The 20,032-nt window shown below is 41.7% G+C and carries 19 protein-coding genes and 2 pseudogenes; 18 read left to right on the top strand and 3 right to left on the bottom strand.

Translation table 11 applies throughout. The features are described 5' to 3' along the window. Positions 1-62: 62 nt before the first annotated feature. The 7 genes and pseudogenes from murA (at position 63) to ltrA (ending at position 8,873) form a co-directional block, all read left to right on the top strand. Positions 63-1,346, top strand: a complete 1,284-nt coding sequence (gene murA, locus BN1356_RS05045) for a UDP-N-acetylglucosamine 1-carboxyvinyltransferase (RefSeq protein WP_093650513.1) — start codon at positions 63-65, stop codon at positions 1,344-1,346. Next, positions 1,339-1,530: a DNA-directed RNA polymerase subunit beta gene (locus BN1356_RS05040; RefSeq protein WP_093650312.1), complete on the top strand. Its 192-nt coding sequence runs from the start codon at positions 1,339-1,341 to the stop codon at positions 1,528-1,530. Before murA ends, BN1356_RS05040 begins: the two co-directional genes overlap by 8 nt. Before the next feature lie 26 nt (positions 1,531-1,556). Further along, positions 1,557-2,371, top strand: a pseudogene (locus BN1356_RS05035) (DNA/RNA non-specific endonuclease). Between the two features lie 657 nt (positions 2,372-3,028). Then, entirely contained in the window at positions 3,029-4,072 is a 1,044-nt protein-coding gene (gene pheS / locus BN1356_RS05030) for a phenylalanine--tRNA ligase subunit alpha (protein WP_093650311.1), read from the top strand. 25 nt (positions 4,073-4,097) lie between these two features. Next, positions 4,098-4,622, top strand: coding sequence for a GNAT family N-acetyltransferase (locus BN1356_RS05025; RefSeq protein WP_093650310.1), 525 nt, complete (start codon positions 4,098-4,100; stop codon positions 4,620-4,622). A gap of 15 nt (positions 4,623-4,637) precedes the next feature. Then, entirely contained in the window at positions 4,638-7,043 is a 2,406-nt protein-coding gene (pheT, locus tag BN1356_RS05020) for a phenylalanine--tRNA ligase subunit beta (RefSeq protein WP_093650309.1), read from the top strand. 552 nt (positions 7,044-7,595) lie between these two features. After that, positions 7,596-8,873: pseudogene (gene ltrA, locus BN1356_RS05015) on the top strand (group II intron reverse transcriptase/maturase). Between the two features lie 274 nt (positions 8,874-9,147). Here ltrA and BN1356_RS05010 read toward each other — a convergent pair. Next, positions 9,148-9,444, bottom strand: a complete 297-nt coding sequence (locus BN1356_RS05010; RefSeq protein ID WP_093650308.1) for a hypothetical protein — start codon at positions 9,442-9,444, stop codon at positions 9,148-9,150. A 127-nt stretch (positions 9,445-9,571) separates the two neighbouring features. Beyond that, positions 9,572-10,726, bottom strand: coding sequence for a cobalamin-independent methionine synthase II family protein (locus tag BN1356_RS05005; RefSeq protein ID WP_093650307.1), 1,155 nt, complete (start codon positions 10,724-10,726; stop codon positions 9,572-9,574). 190 nt (positions 10,727-10,916) lie between these two features. Here BN1356_RS05005 and BN1356_RS05000 point away from each other — a divergent pair, with 190 nt between their 5' ends. The 3 genes from BN1356_RS05000 (at position 10,917) to BN1356_RS04990 (ending at position 13,417) form a co-directional block, all read left to right on the top strand. Beyond that, positions 10,917-11,651: a PHP domain-containing protein gene (locus tag BN1356_RS05000; protein WP_093650306.1), complete on the top strand. Its 735-nt coding sequence runs from the start codon at positions 10,917-10,919 to the stop codon at positions 11,649-11,651. A 130-nt stretch (positions 11,652-11,781) separates the two neighbouring features. Continuing rightward, positions 11,782-12,963 (top strand): MFS transporter, encoded by a 1,182-nt coding sequence (locus BN1356_RS04995; RefSeq protein ID WP_093650305.1) that lies wholly within the window; start codon positions 11,782-11,784, stop codon positions 12,961-12,963. Positions 12,964-13,072: 109 nt separating this feature from the next. Further along, complete coding sequence (locus BN1356_RS04990) at positions 13,073-13,417, top strand: hypothetical protein (protein WP_093650304.1); 345 nt, start codon at positions 13,073-13,075, stop codon at positions 13,415-13,417. 66 nt (positions 13,418-13,483) lie between these two features. Here BN1356_RS04990 and BN1356_RS04985 read toward each other — a convergent pair whose 3' ends face one another. Further along, positions 13,484-13,654 carry a DUF3042 family protein gene (locus BN1356_RS04985; RefSeq protein ID WP_093650303.1) on the bottom strand — a complete coding sequence of 57 codons (171 nt, stop codon included), beginning with the start codon at positions 13,652-13,654 and terminating at the stop codon, positions 13,484-13,486. A 146-nt stretch (positions 13,655-13,800) separates the two neighbouring features. Here BN1356_RS04985 and miaA point away from each other — a divergent pair, with 146 nt between their 5' ends. The 8 genes from miaA to BN1356_RS04945 all read left to right on the top strand — a co-directional run bounded on the left by miaA (position 13,801) and on the right by BN1356_RS04945 (position 20,023). Further along, positions 13,801-14,685 (top strand): tRNA (adenosine(37)-N6)-dimethylallyltransferase MiaA, encoded by an 885-nt coding sequence (gene miaA, locus BN1356_RS04980; RefSeq protein ID WP_093650302.1) that lies wholly within the window; start codon positions 13,801-13,803, stop codon positions 14,683-14,685. Further along, positions 14,678-15,916 carry a GTPase HflX gene (gene hflX, locus BN1356_RS04975; protein ID WP_093650301.1) on the top strand — a complete coding sequence of 413 codons (1,239 nt, stop codon included), beginning with the start codon at positions 14,678-14,680 and terminating at the stop codon, positions 15,914-15,916. The genes miaA and hflX overlap by 8 nt, the downstream gene beginning before the upstream one ends. After that, the gene (locus BN1356_RS04970) at positions 15,913-16,542 is read left to right on the top strand and encodes a cystathionine beta-lyase (protein WP_093650300.1); all 630 of its coding nucleotides are present in this window, start codon (positions 15,913-15,915) and stop codon (positions 16,540-16,542) included. Before hflX ends, BN1356_RS04970 begins: the two co-directional genes overlap by 4 nt. Before the next feature lie 20 nt (positions 16,543-16,562). Then, positions 16,563-17,492, top strand: a complete 930-nt coding sequence (rnz, locus tag BN1356_RS04965; RefSeq protein WP_093650299.1) for a ribonuclease Z — start codon at positions 16,563-16,565, stop codon at positions 17,490-17,492. Beyond that, positions 17,489-18,244 carry an SDR family NAD(P)-dependent oxidoreductase gene (locus BN1356_RS04960; protein WP_093650298.1) on the top strand — a complete coding sequence of 252 codons (756 nt, stop codon included), beginning with the start codon at positions 17,489-17,491 and terminating at the stop codon, positions 18,242-18,244. Before rnz ends, BN1356_RS04960 begins: the two co-directional genes overlap by 4 nt. Positions 18,245-18,350: 106 nt before the next feature. Then, on the top strand, positions 18,351-19,022 hold the full coding sequence (gene rpiA / locus BN1356_RS04955; protein ID WP_093650297.1) for a ribose-5-phosphate isomerase RpiA: 672 nt from the start codon (positions 18,351-18,353) through the stop codon (positions 19,020-19,022). Between the two features lie 96 nt (positions 19,023-19,118). Then, on the top strand, positions 19,119-19,523 hold the full coding sequence (locus tag BN1356_RS04950) for a PaaI family thioesterase (protein WP_093650296.1): 405 nt from the start codon (positions 19,119-19,121) through the stop codon (positions 19,521-19,523). A gap of 59 nt (positions 19,524-19,582) precedes the next feature. Next, the gene (locus BN1356_RS04945) at positions 19,583-20,023 is read left to right on the top strand and encodes a VOC family protein (protein WP_093650295.1); all 441 of its coding nucleotides are present in this window, start codon (positions 19,583-19,585) and stop codon (positions 20,021-20,023) included. The last annotated feature ends 9 nt before the right edge of the window (positions 20,024-20,032 follow it).

Below are 20,032 nucleotides of genomic sequence, written 5' to 3'. Positions count from 1 at the left end.
TTTCAAACCAGTTGTAGCTCTGTTCACTAAGTGATAACTGGACTATAAATAAAGGATATATGATGGACACAATTATTGTTAGAGGTGGTCGAAATCGCTTGAAAGGCCAAGTGACCATTGAAGGGGCCAAAAATGCAGTCTTGCCCCTCTTAGCGGCAACGATTTTAGCTAGTGAAGGCCAAACGATTTTAGGAAATGTACCTATCTTATCAGATGTTTTCACCATGAACAATGTTGTTCGTGGCCTAGACATTGATGTGGTCTTTGATAAACAAGGCAAAAAAATTACGGTAGATGCTAGTGGCATCATCGGCAGTAAAGCTCCTTATCGTTATGTTAATAAGATGCGGGCCTCTATTGTTGTTCTGGGTCCGATTTTGGCTCGGAATGGCTATGCACGCGTATCTATGCCAGGCGGTTGCACGATTGGTAGTCGACCAATTGATTTGCATCTTAAAGGTCTTGAAGCTATGGGTGCAAAAATTAGTCAGAAGGCTGGTTATATTGAAGCTCGCGCTGAACGGTTGAAAGGGGCTCATTTCTACATGGATTTTCCAAGTGTAGGAGCGACTCAAAACTTGATGATGGCAGCTACTTTAGCTAGTGGAACAACGGTTATTGAAAATGCGGCGCGCGAGCCAGAAATTGTTGACTTGGCTATCTTTTTGAACAAGATGGGAGCCAATGTTAAGGGAGCTGGTACAGACACCTTGACCATTAAAGGTGTTGAAAAACTTTACGGGGCAGAACATCAAGTAGTCCAAGACCGTATCGAAGCTGGAACCTTTATGGTCGCAGCAGCTATGACAGGTGGTGACCTTCTGGTTAAGGATGCTATCTGGGAACATAATCGTCCTCTTATTTCTAAAATGATGGAAATGGGTGTTACTGTCACTGAGGAAGAAGCGGGTATTCGTGTTCAATCACAAGTTGAAAATTTAAAGCCGGTCATGGTTAAAACCATGCCTCATCCAGGCTTTCCAACAGATATGCAAGCACAATTTACGGCCCTTATGGCAGTTGCCAAAGGGGAATCAACTATGATCGAAACGGTCTTTGAGAATCGTTTTCAGCATCTAGAAGAGATGCGTCGTATGGACCTGCACTCTGAAATTTTACGGGATACAGCCATCATCTCTGGGGGACAACCTCTGCAAGGAGCAGAAGTGATGTCAACAGACTTACGTGCTAGTGCTGCTCTGATATTGACAGGCTTAGTTGCAGAAGGCGAAACAACTGTTGGTAAATTAACTCATTTGGATCGTGGTTACTACCGTTTCCATGAAAAACTAGCTGCCTTAGGTGCAGATATTGAGCGTGTGAATAGTGAGGAATCAGATGACTAGAGAAAGTATGCTTTATGTGGGAAGACAACTCCTCTTTGTGCTTCTAATTCTAATCTTAGCCTGTGTTATCTTTGCTATCGGCTTAATGGTTGGCTATAGTGTTGTTGGTGATGGAGGAAATGCCATGTCTGTCTTATCTGTCGACAAGTGGCAGGAAATAATTAGTAAATTTACTGGAAAGTAGGCTAGACCTACTTTTTTTGGAGTGATATGTTTAAGAAAAAAATAAAAAAACAGACGACTAACTTATTAAGTATTTTGTTAGCAGGTTTGGTTCTTGTAGGAGGCTATTATTTCCCACAATTATCGGAAAATTTATCCCAAGCTGATCAAGCAACTTATTACACTAATGATTCAAAAGCTAGTCAGGATACACCAAGTCAAGAATTATCTTCCAGTGTATTAACGGATGAAGTTAAGTCGCAACTAGGTCAAGAAATTGAGTGGAATCAAGCTGGTGCCTTTACCATTAATGGCAATAAAACAAATCTCAAGGCAGATGTGGCAAGCCTACCCTATGCTAACAATCAAACCAAGAAAGTGAACGGACAGCTTATCCCAACCGTTGCCAACGCTCTTTTGGCTAAGTCGACTCGCCAATATAAGGATCGAGAACAAACTGGTCAAGGACGGACTGATTGGCGACCTGCGGGGTGGCATCAAGTTCAGGGATTACCTGGAGAATATGATCACGCGGTGGATCGCGGCCACCTCTTGGGTTATGCAATCACGGGGGGCTTATCTGGATTTGATGCTTCATCTAGCAATCCAGAAAACATTGCAGTACAAACAGCTTGGTCTAATCAAGCAGATGATAAATGGTCAGACGAGCACTAGACAACAACAAGCGTGTGCGCTATCGTGTCACCCTTATTTATGCTAATGAAGCTGATATTATGGCCGTAGGTAGCCATCTAGAAGCTAAATCAGCAGATGGTTCTTTGGAATTTAATGTCTTTGTTCCCAATGTCCAATCAGGCCTGTCCATCAACTACCGAACTGGTGAAATCACTGCTAATGACTAGAAGAAATATCGAGCATACTATGACTTGTCAGACCTGATAAAATCTGATAGAATAAATATAATTGAATAGCAGTCCATGAGACCAGTAACTAGAGGGAACTTTACCAGGGAGGCAAGTCACGACTGAGAGCTTGCTAAAGGAAAACCTAGCCAATTCACTCAACTAAAGGACAATAAAGTAAGGTCTGGATATCCAGATGAAACGGATGGTACCGCGTGTCAACGCTCCGATATATATATGGAGTATTGGCACGTTTTTCTTTTTCTCGTCCTTCAGAGTTTCCATTTCTTCGTTAAGGTTCCTTGCCTACCACTAGGTATGCCTTCAGTCCCTTTCCTTGAACTGAAAAATCTGATGAACGAGAAGGGGATTAGCGCCTCAGCTTCTTGTCTGAATCCAGTTTGAAGTGACTGATGGTAAGGACTAGCTATTCAAATACAAACAATGATTTTAAATGAAAGGAATGTTTGGTTAGTAGTTCTAGCTGAACACGGGGCTAATTTTTCTATGAAAAAAGAGAAAACTGGCTAGACACAAGCGTCTTTGTTAGTTTTCCATTTTCGCTTTTGAGTTTTAGGCTCAAAGCTAAAAGAGTCCACTGGACCCTTTTACTCTACAAAAATTTTCACAAGAGAAAGGCCCCTTTGTATCTTAATTATGAATTTACAAGTGCAATTGGAGGAGTTGAAGCAATCAACTCTACTTAAATTAAAAGAAATGGATGGCAATCACCAAAAAGAATTGCAAGATTTACGGGTTGCTGTTTTGGGTAAGAAAGGTTCGTTGACAGAGTTACTCAAAGGTCTGAAAGACTTATCTAACGAAGAACGCCCTCTGGCTGGGAAACTTGTTAACGAAGTTCGCGACATCTTGACCAAGGCCTTTGAAGAGCAAGCTGAAATTGTTGAAGCAGCAGTGATTCGTGCCAAATTGGAATCTGAAAGCATTGATGTAACTCTTCCGGGTCGTCAAGTTTCTCTAGGAAACCGTCACGTCTTAACCCAAACATCTGAAGAAATCGAAGACATTTTCTTGGGGATGGGCTTCCAGATTGTGGATGGCTTTGAAGTGGAGAAGGATTACTACAACTTTGAGCGCATGAATCTTCCAAAAGACCATCCAGCTCGTGATATGCAGGATACTTTCTACATCACGGAAGAAATCTTGCTTCGTACCCACACCTCTCCCGTTCAGGCGCGTACCTTGGACCAGCATGATTTTTCCAAAGGTCCATTGAAGATGATTTCACCAGGACGCGTTTTCCGTCGGGATACAGATGATGCCACTCATTCCCATCAGTTCCATCAAATCGAGGGCTTGGTTGTGGGCGAAAATATCTCTATGGGTGACCTTAAAGGAACCTTGCAGATGATTAGCCAAAAAATGTTTGGTGCTGAGCGTAAGATTCGCCTGCGTCCATCTTACTTCCCATTCACGGAACCATCTGTTGAGGTGGATGTTTCCTGCTTCAAGTGTGGTGGAGATGGCTGTAATGTCTGTAAAAAGACGGGTTGGATTGAGATTTTGGGTGCCGGTATGGTGCATCCTAGTGTCCTAGAAATGTCTGGCGTTGATTCGGAAAAATACTCAGGCTTCGCCTTCGGTCTCGGACAAGAGCGGATTGCCATGTTGCGCTATGGGATCAACGACATTCGTGGCTTCTACCAAGGGGATGTCCGCTTTACAGAACAATTTAAATAATTGAGAACAATTTTGAGGATAGAAAATGGCTAAAACAATTGGTATAAAAGAAGTATCTAAGACTGAATTGCCAATCTTGAGGCAATTGATGTTGCAAACATCACTAGAAAAATTTCAATACAACTATACAGAAGAAGAGTTGAGTGACTACTTCAAAGAAGAATTTGACTTGGCCAAATTAGACTTAGAGCTAACAAATCATGAAACAGAAATTGATTTTTTGATGTTGAATGGACAGGCAATTGGGTATTTAAAAATAAACTGGGGTTCTGCACAGACGAAGAAGATGGCAGGCAATACAATTGAAATTCAGCGATTTTCTATCTTGAAAGACTTTCAAGGACAGGGTTTAGAAGATTTTCTATTTCAATATGCCATCGATATGGTGACGGCCTCCGATTACGATTGGGTATGGGTTGAAGTTCTGGAGACAGATGTAAATAAACAAGAATTCTATTCTAAAAATGGTTTTGTACTATTTGGTCAAGGTTTATTGACTATTGCTGATAAAAAACATATCAATTACTTAATGAAAAAACACTTACGTTAAAAAGAAAGAGAAAAAATGCTTGTATCCTATAAATGGTTAAAGGAGCTGGTGGATATTGATGTGACAACCGCTGAGCTTGCTGAAAAAATGTCAACGACAGGTATCGAAGTAGAGGGTGTGGAAACACCCGCTGAAGGCCTGTCCAATCTTGTAGTTGGTCATGTTCTTTCGTGTGAGGATGTGCCGGATACCCACCTTCATCTCTGCCAGGTTGACACGGGTGATGATGAACCACGCCAAATCGTCTGTGGAGCTCCTAATGTCCGAGCTGGCATCAAGGTCATCGTAGCTATTCCAGGTGCCCGTATCGCGGATAACTATAAAATCAAAAAAGGCAAAATCCGCGGCATGGAATCATTGGGTATGATTTGTTCCTTACAGGAACTTGGTCTTCCAGATAGCATCATTCCAAAAGAATTTGCGGATGGTATCCAAATCCTGCCTGAAGATACAGTGCCAGGAGCGTCTATCTTCCCAGTTTTGGGCTTGGATGATGAAATTATCGAACTCTCTATCACGCCAAACCGTGCGGATGCTTTGTCTATGCGTGGTGTTGCCCATGAAGTGGCGGCTATTTATGGCAAAGAAGTGCATTTTCCTGTGAAATCTTTGGATGAAGCAGATAAACTTGCATCAGATGTCATCCAAGTGGCTATTGAGTCGGATAAAGTCCTGACTTACAAGGCGCGTGTGGTGGAAAATGTGACTGTGGCTCCAAGTCCACAATGGTTGCAAAACCTGCTCATGAATGCCGGCATCCGTCCCATCAACAACATCGTAGACGTAACCAACTATGTTCTCTTGCTCTTTGGGCAACCTATGCATGCCTTTGACTTGGATAAGTTTGAAGATAAGAAAATCGTAGCTCGTGATGCGCGTGCTGGCGAAAAATTGATTACTTTGGATGCAGAAGAACGTGAATTGACGGCAGATGATATCGTTATCACAGTCGCGGACAAACCAGTTGCCCTTGGTGGTGTTATGGGCGGTCAATCGACAGAAATCGATGCATCTTCTAAAAATGTGGTCCTCGAAGCAGCCGTTTTTGATGGGAAATCAATCCGCAAAACCTCTGGTCGCCTCAACCTACGTTCAGAGTCTTCCTCTCGTTTTGAAAAAGGGATCAACTACGATAGCGTTTTCGAAGCCCTTGATTTTGCGGCAGCTATGTTGCAAGAATTGGGCAATGGCACAGTTTTGGCTGGACAAGTTGAGGCTGGAAATCTGCCAACAGAAGCCGTGGAGGTATCAACATCTATCGATTATGTCAATGTTCGTTTAGGTACAGAATTGACTTATTCAGATGTGGAAGAAGTCTTTGCCAAACTTGGTTTTGCTGTCACTGGCAATGCGGAAAACTTCACGGTATCTGTACCCCGTCGTCGTTGGGATATTTCCATCCAAGCTGATTTGGTGGAAGAAATTGCCCGTATTTATGGCTATGATAAATTGCCAACGACACTTCCTGAAGCAGGTGCAACAGCCGGTGAATTGACGGCTAGTCAAAAACTCCGTCGCAAGGTGCGTACCATCGCTGAAGGAACTGGTTTGTCAGAAATTATCTCTTATGCCTTGACAACGCCTGAAAAAGCGGTTGAATTTACTGCCCAACCAACAAACATCACCGAACTCATGTGGCCAATGACGGTTGATCGTTCAGCTCTCCGCCAGAATATCGTCTCTGGCATGTTAGACACAGTTGCTTACAATGTCAACCGCAAAAACAGCAACCTAGCGATTTATGAAATTGGAACGATTTTCCATCAAACTGGTGATGCCAAAGTTGACTTACCACAGGAAGTAGAAACGTTTGCCTTTGCCCTTTCTGGCTTGGTCCAAGAAAAAGATTTCCAAACACAACCTGTTCCAGTTGATTTCTTCTATGCCAAAGGAATCGTAGAAGCCTTAGCTGAAAAATTGGATGTGACCTTGGAATTCGTGGCTGAAAAAGACTTAAGTAGTCTGCACCCGGGGCGTACAGCAACTATCCTTCTTAAGGGAGAAAAGATTGGTTTTGTTGGACAAGTGCATCCACAAACGGCTAAGAATTATGGCATTCCAGAAACCTATGTGGCAGAAATTAATCTCCAAGCTCTGGCATCTGGCCTCAAAGCAGATCAAACCTTCCGAGAAATCAACAAGTTCCCAGCTGTTTCTCGTGATATGGCTCTCCTTTTACCAGCCGACACCACTCATAATCAAGTAGTGACTGCCATCGAGTCGGCTAAGGTTAAACGCCTGACCGCCATCAAACTTTTTGATGTCTATGCCGGTGCCAATATCGAATCTGGCAAGAAATCCATGGCCTACAGCCTAACTTTCCAAAATCCAGAAGCCAGTCTGACGGATGAAGAAGTAGCCAAATTCATGGAAAAAATCACCAAAGCTTTGGTAGAGCAAGTGTCTGCTGAAGTTAGATAATACGAAAATCCACCGAGTTTAACTGGGTGGATTTTTAGTACGACGGGCATGTCGTACATCTGAGGTGCAAGTCCTCCGTGGGCACCCGCTACCGGTGAACCCAATAGCGACTCCCAAGCCTGACTATCGCGAGGTAGCGGGGAGAGGAAGGGATAGCGAAATCGTGGCTCTACGAACAGAAACGTGATATTAAGGCGTATATAGCGGATGAGGGGGCTGAAAACTCTAAAGTCCAAATAGGTAGTCGTAACCTATATGCGTAAATCACGAGAGTAAACGAGGAAAGATGTACGACTTATCCCGTGAGGTCTCATGAGCGTCCTAGACGTAGTAACAACGAATCATGAGAAGTCAGCCGAAGCCATAGTAGTCACGAAGCTTCTGTAATGGAAGTGGAGCGAAGGGCTTAACAATTAACCGAAGTAATCCTACTTCACTTGTGTCTGTAAAACTAGCGGTCTGATAGAACTGGATGCGGTCATGTATTGACTAGAGGAAGGTTCACCAATATAAGATGTCCCTCAGACACCGAAACAAGAAAGGAATACGCACATGTCACAGTTACTAGATACTATTCTATCTCGCTCCAACATGGTGGAAGCCTACAATCAAGTGAAAGTCAACAAGGGTTCAGCTGGAATTGATGGCATTACCATTGACCAAATGGATGAATATCTCCGCCAATATTGGCGACCAACCAAAGAGTTGATAAAACAGAGAAAATACAAACCTCAACCAGTCCTACGCGTTGAAATCCCAAAGCCCAATGGAGGAGTCCGCCAGCTTGGCATCCCAACAGTAATGGACAGAATGATTCAACAGGCCATCGTCCAAGTTATCAGCCCTCTGTGTGAACCTCATTTCTCCGAAACGAGCTATGGGTTTAGACCGAAACGGTCATGCGAAAAAGCCATCATCAAGTTACTAGAATACCTTAATGATGGCTATGAGTGGATTGTGGACATTGACCTTGAGAAATTCTTCGACACAGTTCCCCAAGATAGATTGATGTCTCTTGTCCATAACATTATCCAAGATGGAGATACAGAGTCTCTGATTCGTAGGTATCTTCATTCGGGTGTAGTTATCAATGGACAGCGCCATAAAACGCTGGTGGGAACACCACAAGGTGGGAATCTATCTCCCCTCCTGTCCAATATCACGCTCAATGAGCTGGACAAGGAATTGGAAAATCGAGGGCTTCGTTTCGTCCGGTACGCAGATGACTGTGTCATCACAGTTGGGAGCGAAGCATCTGCCAAACGTATCATGTATTAAGTTAGCCGATTCATTAAGAAGCGACTGGGATTGAAAGTCAATATGACCAAGACTAAGATTACCAGACCGAGTCAACTGAAGTACCTTGGATTCGGATTCTGGAAATCAGCTGAAGGGTGGAAAAGTCGTCCACATCAAGAGAGTATCCAGAGTTTCAAGAGGAAACTTAGGAAGCTCACAACACGCAAATGGAGCACTGACTTGGGTAGCCGTATTGAGAAACTCAACTGGCTTATTCGCGGATGGATAAACTACTTCGCATTGACTAACATGAAGTCAGTCATGGGAGAAATTGATAAACGATTGAGGACACGAATTAGAGTTATTATTTGGAAACAATGGAAGAAGAAGTCAAGGCGACTTTGGGGACTACTTAAACTAGGGACTCCCAAATGGATAGCTGATAAGGTATCTGGCTGGGGTGACCACTATCAATTAGTGGCACAAAAGTCAATTCTAAAACGAGCTATATCAAAACCAGTCCTCGCTAAACGTGGACTAGTTTCATGCCTAGATTATTATCTTGAACGACATGCGTTAAAAGTTAGTTGAACCGCCGTGTGCCGAACGGCACGCACGGTGGTGTGAGAGGGGCTAGGAATTAGTCTCTACTCGATTATAGGGAAAATACAGCTGCTTGGATAAAATGTATGAGCTAGCTAACGTCCATTACCAGCATAAATAAGTTTCTACCATGGTTGATATCAACCATGTCAGGCTACAAAGTCATTCTTTAGGAGAGCTATTGGCTTTTTGGTGTATAGCAGAGAGAAGCAAATCGTAAAATCATCTGAAAATACTTGCCAGTTTGCAAGCATTTTTTACACTATTCTAAATAAAAAGATTCAATTCGTACATGGTCATATTTATCTTTAAAAGTTAAAGCTACTTCATCAAAGAGACTACGTAAGGACTCAATCTTTTCAGGGCTTTCGCGGCCGATATAATCTAAGTTTCCTTCAATTTCAATAAATAGGCTGTGGAAGAGCTTATTCATTTTATGTAGTTTATTGATTAATTCGGTTTCTCCGATCAGAAATTCCGGAATAGCCTGTAAATCTGTCGCATCATCTGAAGTCAGGCTTACTGGAAAAGTCCCATATTCTAAACACAATTCATACATATCTTGTACCCGCTTTCATTTTTTCTTTATTATAGCAGATTTCCTAAAATATTGAAAGAAAAGTTTTAGTAGATTAAAGTACATATTTAAAAAGAGGAGTCGATTAATTTCAACTTCTCTTTCTGTATTATTTTTTAAAGAAGGTTTCTGCAATCTCTCGACCTTGCTTGATTTTTGCCCATTGTTGTGATGTTGCCAATTCATTTCCTGAGTCACAAGATGCAAAACCACACTGGTGCGAGAGAAAGAGACGGTCTTTAGGTAAGATTTTACTGGCTTGCTCGAGGAGTTCAAGGGCGCGATTCTCATCATCTAAGTCTGTTGTTTTTGATGAGAGTAGCCCCAAAACAACTTCAGCATTTTTGTCCTTAAGAGCTTCTAGTGCTTTGATATCGCCTGCTATATCGCTATCCCACTCCAAGAAGAAACGATCATAGTGTTGGTCCGCCAAGAATTTAGTGGCGATAGCTTCATAAGTTCCGCCTGTCGCTGAGCGACTTTCGTAATTCCCACGACAGTTGTGAGTCCATACAGTTAAGCCAATTTCATGAGCATAATCCGTAACTTGGTTATTAATGGCGATAAATTCATCTGCTAAGCCAGACAAATCTGTACTGCTTAAATTGCTAAATGGGGTCAGTGGATTGCTCTCGTCAAAAAGTTCCCAAAGGCAGTCGTCAAACTGAATGATTTTACCTCCAGCTTCCTTGTACTCTAAGAGAAATTCTTTGTAAGCATTAATAAGGCCTGCTTTAAGTTCTTCATTTGTCTTGTATACTTGATCTGGTCCAGCTAGGCCATCAAAGATTGCCAATTCAGTATAGGCATGGGCAGGTCCCCAAATCGTTTGTTTCGTATCTTCATTACCAGCCTCAGCCTGAACCAACTTGAAAATTTCCAAGAAGTGATGGTTTTTTCCTGAAAGAGGCTCAGTAATACGAATGCCAATATCTTTACGAGTTTCAAAAGCACCTGCACCTTCATGATCTTGGAAAATATAGCCGTGTTCTGCGATATAGCGCTCGATACCTTTCAGGCCCCAAACGAAGTCAAGGTGCCACATAGAACGACCAAATTCACCATCCGTCAAGATGTCAATGCCATTTTCTTTCTGATCCGCTACAATTTGCTTGATATCCGCAGTCTCAGTTTCCTGGTAACCTGGAAGAGCATCGTAAAAAGGATAGTGAATATCATCTCGGCCTTCAATTTCTTCTTTGTATTTGCGAAGATCCGCTGGACGAAGAAGGGAGCCTACTAATTGGAATTTAGATTTTGTCATGTGTCATACCTCGCTTTTCTTGATATACCCATTGTAGCCCAATCTTTTACATTTGGAAAATAGTTATTTTTAAGCAAGAGGTATAGTTTAAAACTATATGATTTGCTTCTGAGGATGATGTGCAAGCACTTTCCTTTTATGAGTGGTTTTGATAGAATAATAGAAAATATAGAAAGAGACTGGTAAAACCATGCGTGACAATCATTTACACACTCATTTTTCTTATGATTCAGATGCAGATTTTCAAGAATACTTAGATTCTTTTGATGGGGAAATTGTAACAACAGAACATTACGACGTGTCTAATCCCTACAGTCAACAGGATGATGTGCCAGATTATGAAGCTTATTCTGCTGAAATAGCCAAGTTAAATGAAAAATATGGCAACCGCGTCAAAAAAGGTATTGAAATAGGCTATTACCAACCGCGAGAAGCAGATATCATCAGCTACTTGGCAGATAAAGATTATGACCTCAAACTCTTGTCTGTGCACCACAACGGCATCAATGATTATTTAGATGAAGAAGTAGCGGATATGGATAAGCAGGCTATTATGCAGGAATACTTGGACAAGTTGGAATATGCGATTGGCCGTGTAGATGCAGATGTTTTAGCTCATTTTGATTATGGTTTCAGACTTTTTGAGGTGTCGGTTGAGGAACTGAAGACCTACGAAGACCAATTACGTCGTATTTTCCAAAAAATGATTGACCATGATTTAGCCTTTGAACTCAATAGCAAGTCCATGTACCTCTATCATCATGAACATCTCTACCTCTATGCCATTGATTTGGTCAAAGAATTGGGTTGCCACAAGTATTCCATTGGCTCGGATGGTCACAAACTGGAACACTTTCGCCTTAAATTTGACCGCATCCAGGAGATTTTGGAGGAAAAGGGAATAAGGGAAGAGGAGATAATATAGGAGAAATGAAAAGTAACTACCAGACGATAACTTTAGGATATTAATTAAGAAATAAGAGGAAATGAAAAGATAGCCTAACTAATTCGTAAAATCTCTATCTGATTCTCAAACTTTGTGCTATACTATTCCTATGCAAAACAAGAAAAATAAGAAAAAATCACTCATTTTATTGATTGGAATTATGATGATGGGAGCCGTTATGCGGGTCCCTTTTACGGCTATTCCGGCTGTTTTGACGGATGTTGCAGCAGGTTTGGATGTTCCGGTTAGTGACTTAGGTATTCTAACATCTTTACCACTCATTATGTTTGCCATTTTTTCTAATCTAGCTCCGCGATGGGCAGCTCGATTTGGATTAGAAAGGTTCCTTGGCTTAGCTTTGATTATCATGGCCCTTGGTTCTTTTATACGGATTACCAATCTGGCCGGACTATATCTAGGGACCTTATTGATAGGAGTGGCTATTGCAGCTATCAATGTCCTCCTACCCAGTCTAGTTTCTGTTCATTTTCCCTTGAAAGTTGGAACTTATACGACTATCTATATCACTATGATGGGGATTGCAAGTACAGTCGGTTCCATGATTGCTGTTCCTATTGTGGTAGCAACTTCTTGGCAGAGTCTCATCATTTTCTTGAGTATATTGGTGACAGTGACAGCCCTTGTGTGGTTGCCAAATTGGTCTTATCATCATCCTATCCAAGAAAAGGTAAAAGAGAATCAGCAAACGTCACTTTGGAAAAATAAAGCAGCCCTTGCCTTTCTACTTTTTAGTGGTTTGCAATCCACTCTTTTTTATACGGTTATGACTTGGTTACCAACGATTGCTCAGACTGCTGGACTCTCAAAAGCAGAAGGGGGGCTGATAGCCGGAACCTTTAGTATGCTTAGTATTCCCATTTCTCTGTTTATACCGACTATTATATCTCGTCTGAATAATAAACAGAGAGCTTCCTTTATGTCTGCCCTCTCCTTGCTTCTTATTACTGGCTTTATCTGGATGCTTTTTCAACCCTCTTCTTTTGTAACTTGGGTGCTTATCAGTGCCATGCTTGGCTTACCAATCAGCGCCCTCTTCCCTTATATGATGCTTAGTTTTACCCTCAAAACCAGCGATGGTCAAGCTACAGCTCGCCTTTCTGGAATGGTGCAGTCCGGTGGTTATCTTCTTGCCTCAGTAGGTCCAGTTTTACTGGGCTATAGTTTCTCCCTTACTGGCAGTTGGGAGCTCTTCATCTTTTCTTTGATCGCTGTCACTCTACTTATGATTCTAACAATTTTTGCTATTGAAAAAGAAGATATTATTATTTAGGACCAAGAAAAAAATCTTGGTTTTTCTTTTTGTATAAAGGAGAAAAAGTAGTAAAATATAGGTAAAAGAAGTCCTGCTTGCACATTTTTCTAAAGAAGGGAGAAATACTATGCAATTTTCTAGGTTTGAGAAATGGGTCATTGCTAGTCCAATTGCGATTCATTTCATTCTGCCACTTGCTCTTATTCAAGTGGATGTTTTTTTAGATACTACTACAAAATCCATTCTCTTTGCCTTGTTTGCCCTGGTATTCTATCCTATTTTCCAAGGAAGTAGTCTCAAATCGAGAAGCAGTCTAATTTCTTATCTAATCGTTCATCTGGTCACTGCATTGATTGCTATCTATGTCATCTATAACGATAGCGCCCTTATTTATCTTTATGCTTCGTTGATAGTCTTTGCACTAACCGTGTCTTTTTCCATGATTTTTAGGAAAATTAGCTCTAGAAGATGAAGGAGCTTATGAAATTCGATACAAAAACTCCCTGAAGCAGTTTAGCCTCAGGGAGTTTTTATGGGATTAGCGTGTTACACGACGACGTGCAGCTTTCTTGCGATTTTCTTCGATGAAAGCTTCTTTCTTTTCTTCTGGTTCAATGATAACTTTTTTTACTGCAAAGAGTGCACCTGCAGTAGCAGCTACTGTTGAAACAACGCCAGCCAAGAAACCTTTTCCAAATTGTTTAGCCATAGTAATATCCTTTCTTTCAAATAGGGGCATATGCCAAGTATACGGTCAATGAATCAAATCTCCAATAACTAGTCTAAAGGTCCAATTCATTTTTCTTATGTTATAATAATACTATCGAAAAAATGAGAAATTTTCAAGGAAAAAAGATGAAAAGAAAAATTATTGTAGTGCTTGGTCCAACTGCAGTGGGAAAATCTGCATTGGGTATTGAACTAGTCCAGAGATTTCAAGGGGAAATTATTTCAGGTGACAGCCAACAAGTTTACCAAGAACTCAATATTGGAACCGCAAAAGTCAATCAGGAAGAACAAGAACAAGCAGTTCATCATCTGATTGATGTTTGTTCTGTCCAAGACGGGTATTCAGCCTTTGATTTTGTTCAGGAAGCTAGAAAAAAAATAGAAGACATTACTGAACGGGGGTATCTTCCTATCATTGTGGGAGGGACAGGACTCTATCTGCAAAGTTTGCTTGAGGGTTATCATCTTGGTGGTAATGTAGATCAGGAAGCTCTCTTAGCCTATCGTAGCCAATTGGAAACGTGGTCTCAAGAAAAACTCTATCAAGCGGTAGAAGAAAATGGAATTGCTATTCCACAAATCAATCGTAGACGAGCCATTCGTGCCTTGGAGTTGCACCAGTTTGGACAAGACTTAACCAATCAGGATCAGGATTACGATGTCTTTATCATTGGCTTAACGGATGAGCGGGAGCAGCTCTATGACCGCATCAACAAGCGGGTCGATTTGATGATGGAGGCAGGTCTCTTGGTTGAAGTGGAATGGCTTTACCAAACCTATCCCCAATCGCAGGCTAGTATGGGCATTGGCTACAAGGAGTTTTACCCCTACTTCGCTGGAGAAATCAGCTTGGACGAGGCTGTCGACAAGGTCAAACAAAATTCACGGCGTTTTGCTAAGCGGCAATTGACCTGGTTCCGAAACCGCATGAATGTTGAATTTTACACAGTTTCTGAGTCAGATTTCAAAGAGAAAATTTTCGCACAAGTGGAAGGATTTTTACATGATTGAAACAAAAAAAACAGAAGAAAAAGTTCTCTTGGTTGGTGTGGAATTGCAAAATATGGACAATTTTGATATGTCCATGGAGGAGCTAGCTAGCCTTGCAAAAACCGCCGGTGCTTTGGTCAAGGGAATCTACACACAGAAAAGGGAAAAATATGATTCCAAGACCTTTATCGGGTCTGGCAAGCTGGATGAAATTGCCCTTATGGTAGAAGCCGATGAAATTGATTCGGTTATCGTTAACAATCGCTTAACAGCTCGTCAAAATGCCAACTTGGAATCTATTTTGGGCGTTAAGGTCATCGACCGTATGCAGTTGATTTTGGATATCTTTGCCATGCGAGCTCGCAGTCATGAAGGGAAACTCCAGGTTCATCTTGCCCAGCTCAAATACATGTTGCCCCGCTTGGTAGGGCAAGGAATCATGCTCAGCCGTCAGGCAGGTGGTATCGGTTCTCGTGGTCCGGGTGAAAGTCAGTTGGAGTTGAATCGACGGGCGGTCCGCAATCAAATTCATGAAATCGAGCGTCAGTTGAAAATCGTTGAGAAAAATCGGGCGACGGTCCGCGAACGTCGTATCCAATCAGGCGTCTTTAAGATTGGCTTGATTGGTTATACCAATGCGGGCAAATCGACCATCATGAACGCCATGACCGACAAAGAACAGTATGAAGCAGATGAACTCTTTGCAACACTTGATGCCACGACCAAGCAGATTCATTTGGCGGATAAGTTTCAAGTGACCTTAACGGATACAGTCGGTTTTATTCAAGACCTACCTACTGAGCTCATTTCAGCCTTTAAATCAACCTTAGAAGAATCGATGAATGTGGATCTCTTGCTCCATGTTATCGATGCATCGGATCCCAATCACGCTGAGCAAGAAGAGGTTGTCTTGGACATTTTATCAGACCTCAAGATGCTGGACATTCCCCGTCTGGCTATCTACAATAAACTGGACATGGTTGGAGAAGATTTCCACCCGACGCAATTTCCTCATGTCATGATTTCAGCCAAAGATGAAAAGGCGCGTGCCCATATTCAGATGATGGTCTTAGCCAAAATCAAAACCATGTTTAAACCTTTTGAAATCAAAGTCCCTATCTCTCAATCCTATAAGCTACATGATTTGGCTAGCATTTGCCTAGTTGAAAAAAGAGAATATGAGGAGGACATGGAAATTTTATCTGGTTATATCGCTGAAAATAACAAGTGGAAGTTGGAAGAATTTTTATGATGGACTTCTTGGACTTAGCTCTTAAATATGGTGGTTTTACAAGTTTGGATAAGGTTTATTTAGAGAATATCCTATCGCCGATGACAGCGCAACAACAATTTGATTTTATTACGCCACCACCATCCGTTATCAATGCGTATTTTGCAGAAATCTATCAAAAACAAGGCCCTCAAGCTGCGACGGATTATTATTTTCAACTCTCAAAGGAATTGCACCTCTTTAAAGAAGAACCTTCCTTCGTGGAAGAAAAACCTTTCGTTCGTCTCAATCTCTCTGGCAAGTCCTTTGGTTTTGCCTATCTGGATGAGACTGGTTTGGCACAAGTCTTTTCACAGTATCCTGAGCAAATGACAGCCAGTTTGTTCTTTGAAATTGCCCAAGTCTTTCCCCATTATATGGTATTTCTGGATAAGGGAAAGATCTTTATGAAGGAAATAGCCTTGTCTCAGCAAGTCTGGCAAGAGCAAGAGTCGGATTATCTCTTGACGCAAGTCGCTCAATCCAAAGAGTGGATGAAAATTTCTGGTCTAAATCAGGAGGAAGTGCTGGAAGCTGCTGCAAACTACTCAGATCAAACCTATTATAGTTGGTCTGGTAGAGAAGCTGTAATCTATATTTCTATGTAAGAGAATAGGATAGGAGAATTATGTTTATTCAATTTTTAGGGACTGGGGCAGGTCAGCCATCCAAGTCCCGCAATGTTTCTTCATTGGCGCTCAAGTTGCTAGATGAACTCAATGAAATCTGGCTTTTTGATTGTGGAGAAGGGACGCAAAATCAAATTTTAGAGACGGCCATCCGCCCTCGTAAGATTTCTAAAATCTTCATTACCCATCTGCATGGTGACCACATTTTTGGCTTGCCTGGTTTTCTTTCTAGTCGTTCTTTTCAGTCTAGCGAGGAACAAACGGATATTGATATATATGGGCCAGTTGGGATTAAGGCTTTTGTCTTGACCAGCCTCAAGGTTTCTGGAACGCGTCTGCCCTATCGCATCCATTTTTATGAGTTTGATGAAAAATCCTTGGGCACTATCTTTGAAAATGACAAGTTTACGGTCTACGCAGAGAAACTAGACCATACCACTTTCTGTGTGGGTTTCCGGGTGATGCAAAAAGATTTGGAAGGCAGCTTGGATGCTGACAAGTTGAAGGCGGCAGGTTTGCCTTTTGGACCTCTCTTTGGAAAAATCAAAAACGGAGAAAATGTAACCCTGGATGATGGGACAGAAATCATTGCCGATGATTACCTGTCACCACCTCGTCCAGGGAAGGTAGTGACGATTTTAGGGGACACCCGAAAATGCCACGCTAGTGTGCGCTTGGCAGTTAATGCAGATGTTCTCATTCACGAATCGACCTATGGAAAAGGTGACGAAGCAATGGCCCGCAAACACGGGCATTCTACCAATATGGAGGCAGCTCAAGTGGCCAAAGATGCCGGAGCTAAACGCTTGCTTTTGAATCATATTAGCCCTCGCTTCCTAGCGAAAGATGTCAGTCAGCTACGCCGTGATGCAGCGAATCTTTTTGAAATGGTCTATCTCGTTAACGATTTAGAAGAGGTAGAGGTATGAGAAATATCCTAATTACTGGTGCATCAGGTGGTATCGCTCAAGCCATGCTTCCTTTGCTTAAGGATGATTTCTTGATTTTGCTCGGAAGAAATGCTTCCAAGATGGAAGCTCTCTATGTACATCATTCTAATAAGGCTATTTTTGAAGTGGATATGACTGATGAAAAAGAGCTTGCTACTCTGATTGCCAAGATCTATCAAGAACTGGGCAAGATTGATGTATTGGTCAACAATGCTGGCTATGCCATTTATGATGATTTTGAGAATTTCTCAGACCAACAAGTGCGAGATATGTTTGACATTAATCTCTTTGCTCTTATGACTCTTTGTCGCTTGGTTGGGAAAGAGATGAAAAAAGTCAAGTCAGGTCACATCATCAACATCGTCAGCATGTCCGGTAAAATCGCGTCAGCTAAATCGTCCGTATATTCAGCCACTAAGTTTGCGGCCCTAGGCTTCTCTGATACCATTCGTTTGGAACTGATGCCCTACAATATTGGAGTGACTACGGTCAATCCAGGTCCGGTAGCGACTGGTTTCTTTGAATTGGCTGATCCAGATGGCAGCTACCAGAAGAGTGTCAAGGCCTTCATGATTTCGCCTGATAAAGTGGCTAGGAAGATAGTGGCTGCCATGGGAACTAAGAAACGGGAAATCAATCTACCCTTTGCTCTACAGGTGGCTAGTAAGTGTTATATCCTATTTCCCCATATTGCTGATTTTTTAGCAGGAAAAGTCTTTAATTTTAAATAGGTCAAGTCTAGATTTTCTAGGCTTTTTTGGCTTTTTCTGGGAAGATGATGAAATTTTTGATATAATCAAACTTGTAACTATGTTAGCATCTTGTGGAGGGAAAATCATGACAAATTTGAAGCAACAAGTTGGGATTAAGGCTGCTGAATTCGTAAAAGATGGGATGATTGTTGGTCTAGGAACGGGCTCAACAGCCTATTATTTTGTCCAAGAAATCGGTCGTCGTATCCAGGAAGAAGGCTTAAACATCACTGGAGTGACGACTTCTAGCGGAACAACTGCTCAGGCTCGGGAACTTGGTATTCCTCTTAAGTCCATCGATGAAGTAGACTATGTTGATGTGACGGTCGATGGTGCCGATGAAGTGGATCCTAGCTTCAATGGGATCAAGGGTGGTGGCGGTGCCCTCCTCATGGAAAAAGTCGTTGCTTCAAATAGTAAAGACTGCATTTGGATTGTGGATGAGTCCAAACTTGTAGACTGTTTAGGCTCCTTCAAATTACCAGTTGAAGTAGTGCAGTATGGTGCCCAAAATCTCTTCCGTAAGTTTCAGACCAAAGGGTACAATCCAAGTTTTCGTATGAAAGATGGAGAAATCTTTGTCACTGACCAGGTCAACTACATTATTGATTTGGACTTGAAAAAGATTCAAGATGCAGAAAAACTAGCTGATGAGCTAGACCGTACGGTTGGCGTGGTTGAGCACGGACTCTTTATTGGACTCATTTCCAAGGTTATTGTCGGTCGTCCAGAAGGACCAGAAATCATTGAAAAATAAGCAAAATGGACACGACTCTCTGTGAGTGGTGTTTTTTTCATACTTTAACCTCTTAAAAGTGCTATAATCATACTTGTTTAAAAAAAGGAGAAGAGTATGTCAGAAGAGTATTTGCATGAAATAAGGGTCTTTGAAAACTATGAGACCAAAGTTTTTGAAAAAGGTCATGTGGTGGTGACCTCTAAAGTGGTGGCTTCCTCCCTGAATTATTACGGAAACGCCCACGGTGGTTATCTCTTTACCATGTGTGATCAGATTGCTGGAGTAACCTCCATTTCAACTGGTTACGATGCGGTTACCATGCAATCCAGTATCAATTACATGCGGGCTGGTCGCTTGGATGATTGTTTGACCATCGAAGGAGTCTGTGTCCATGATGGTCGGACCACTAAAATTATTGAAGTAACCATTACCAATCAGCATGATGAAGCGGTAGCAAAGGCTATTTTTACCATGTTTGTAACAGGTCAGCATAAGGAAACTGAAAATAATATGTCATAATTGACGAATGAGTCACTATATAGTACTATATAGAAATCAAAAGAAAAGAGGATTGATATATGGTCAAAGCAATTGAGCTTTATTTAGTAACAGACAACAATGGACTGGAAGCAGTAAACTTTTATAAGAATGTATTTCAAGCAGAGGTACTGGCTTGTACAACTTATGGTCAAGCTATCCCAAATACACCAGAAGAAAAGAAGGATTTACTTTTAAATGCTTGTCTCTCTATTGACGGCATTCGCCTGCAAATCTCTGACAATGGACCTGATTTTCCATATGTAGCTGGGACTAATATGACGGCTTGTCTACAGTTGGATTCTGCCCAAGAAGCAAAAGAACTTTATGAAAAATTGACAGTTGATGCTGAAAATATTGGTTTGGAACTGCAAGAAACACCTTGGAGCCCAGCCTATGCCAACTTTACGGATAAATTTGGCATGAACTGGCAAATCAATGCGGACATTCCAGGATTTGTTTCTGAATCAGTGAACTTCTAAGGAGAAAGT

Source organism: Streptococcus varani (genome assembly GCF_001375655.1).
Classification (GTDB): Bacteria; Bacillota; Bacilli; order Lactobacillales; family Streptococcaceae; genus Streptococcus; species Streptococcus varani.
This window is presented reverse-complemented; position numbering and strand designations above follow the sequence as displayed.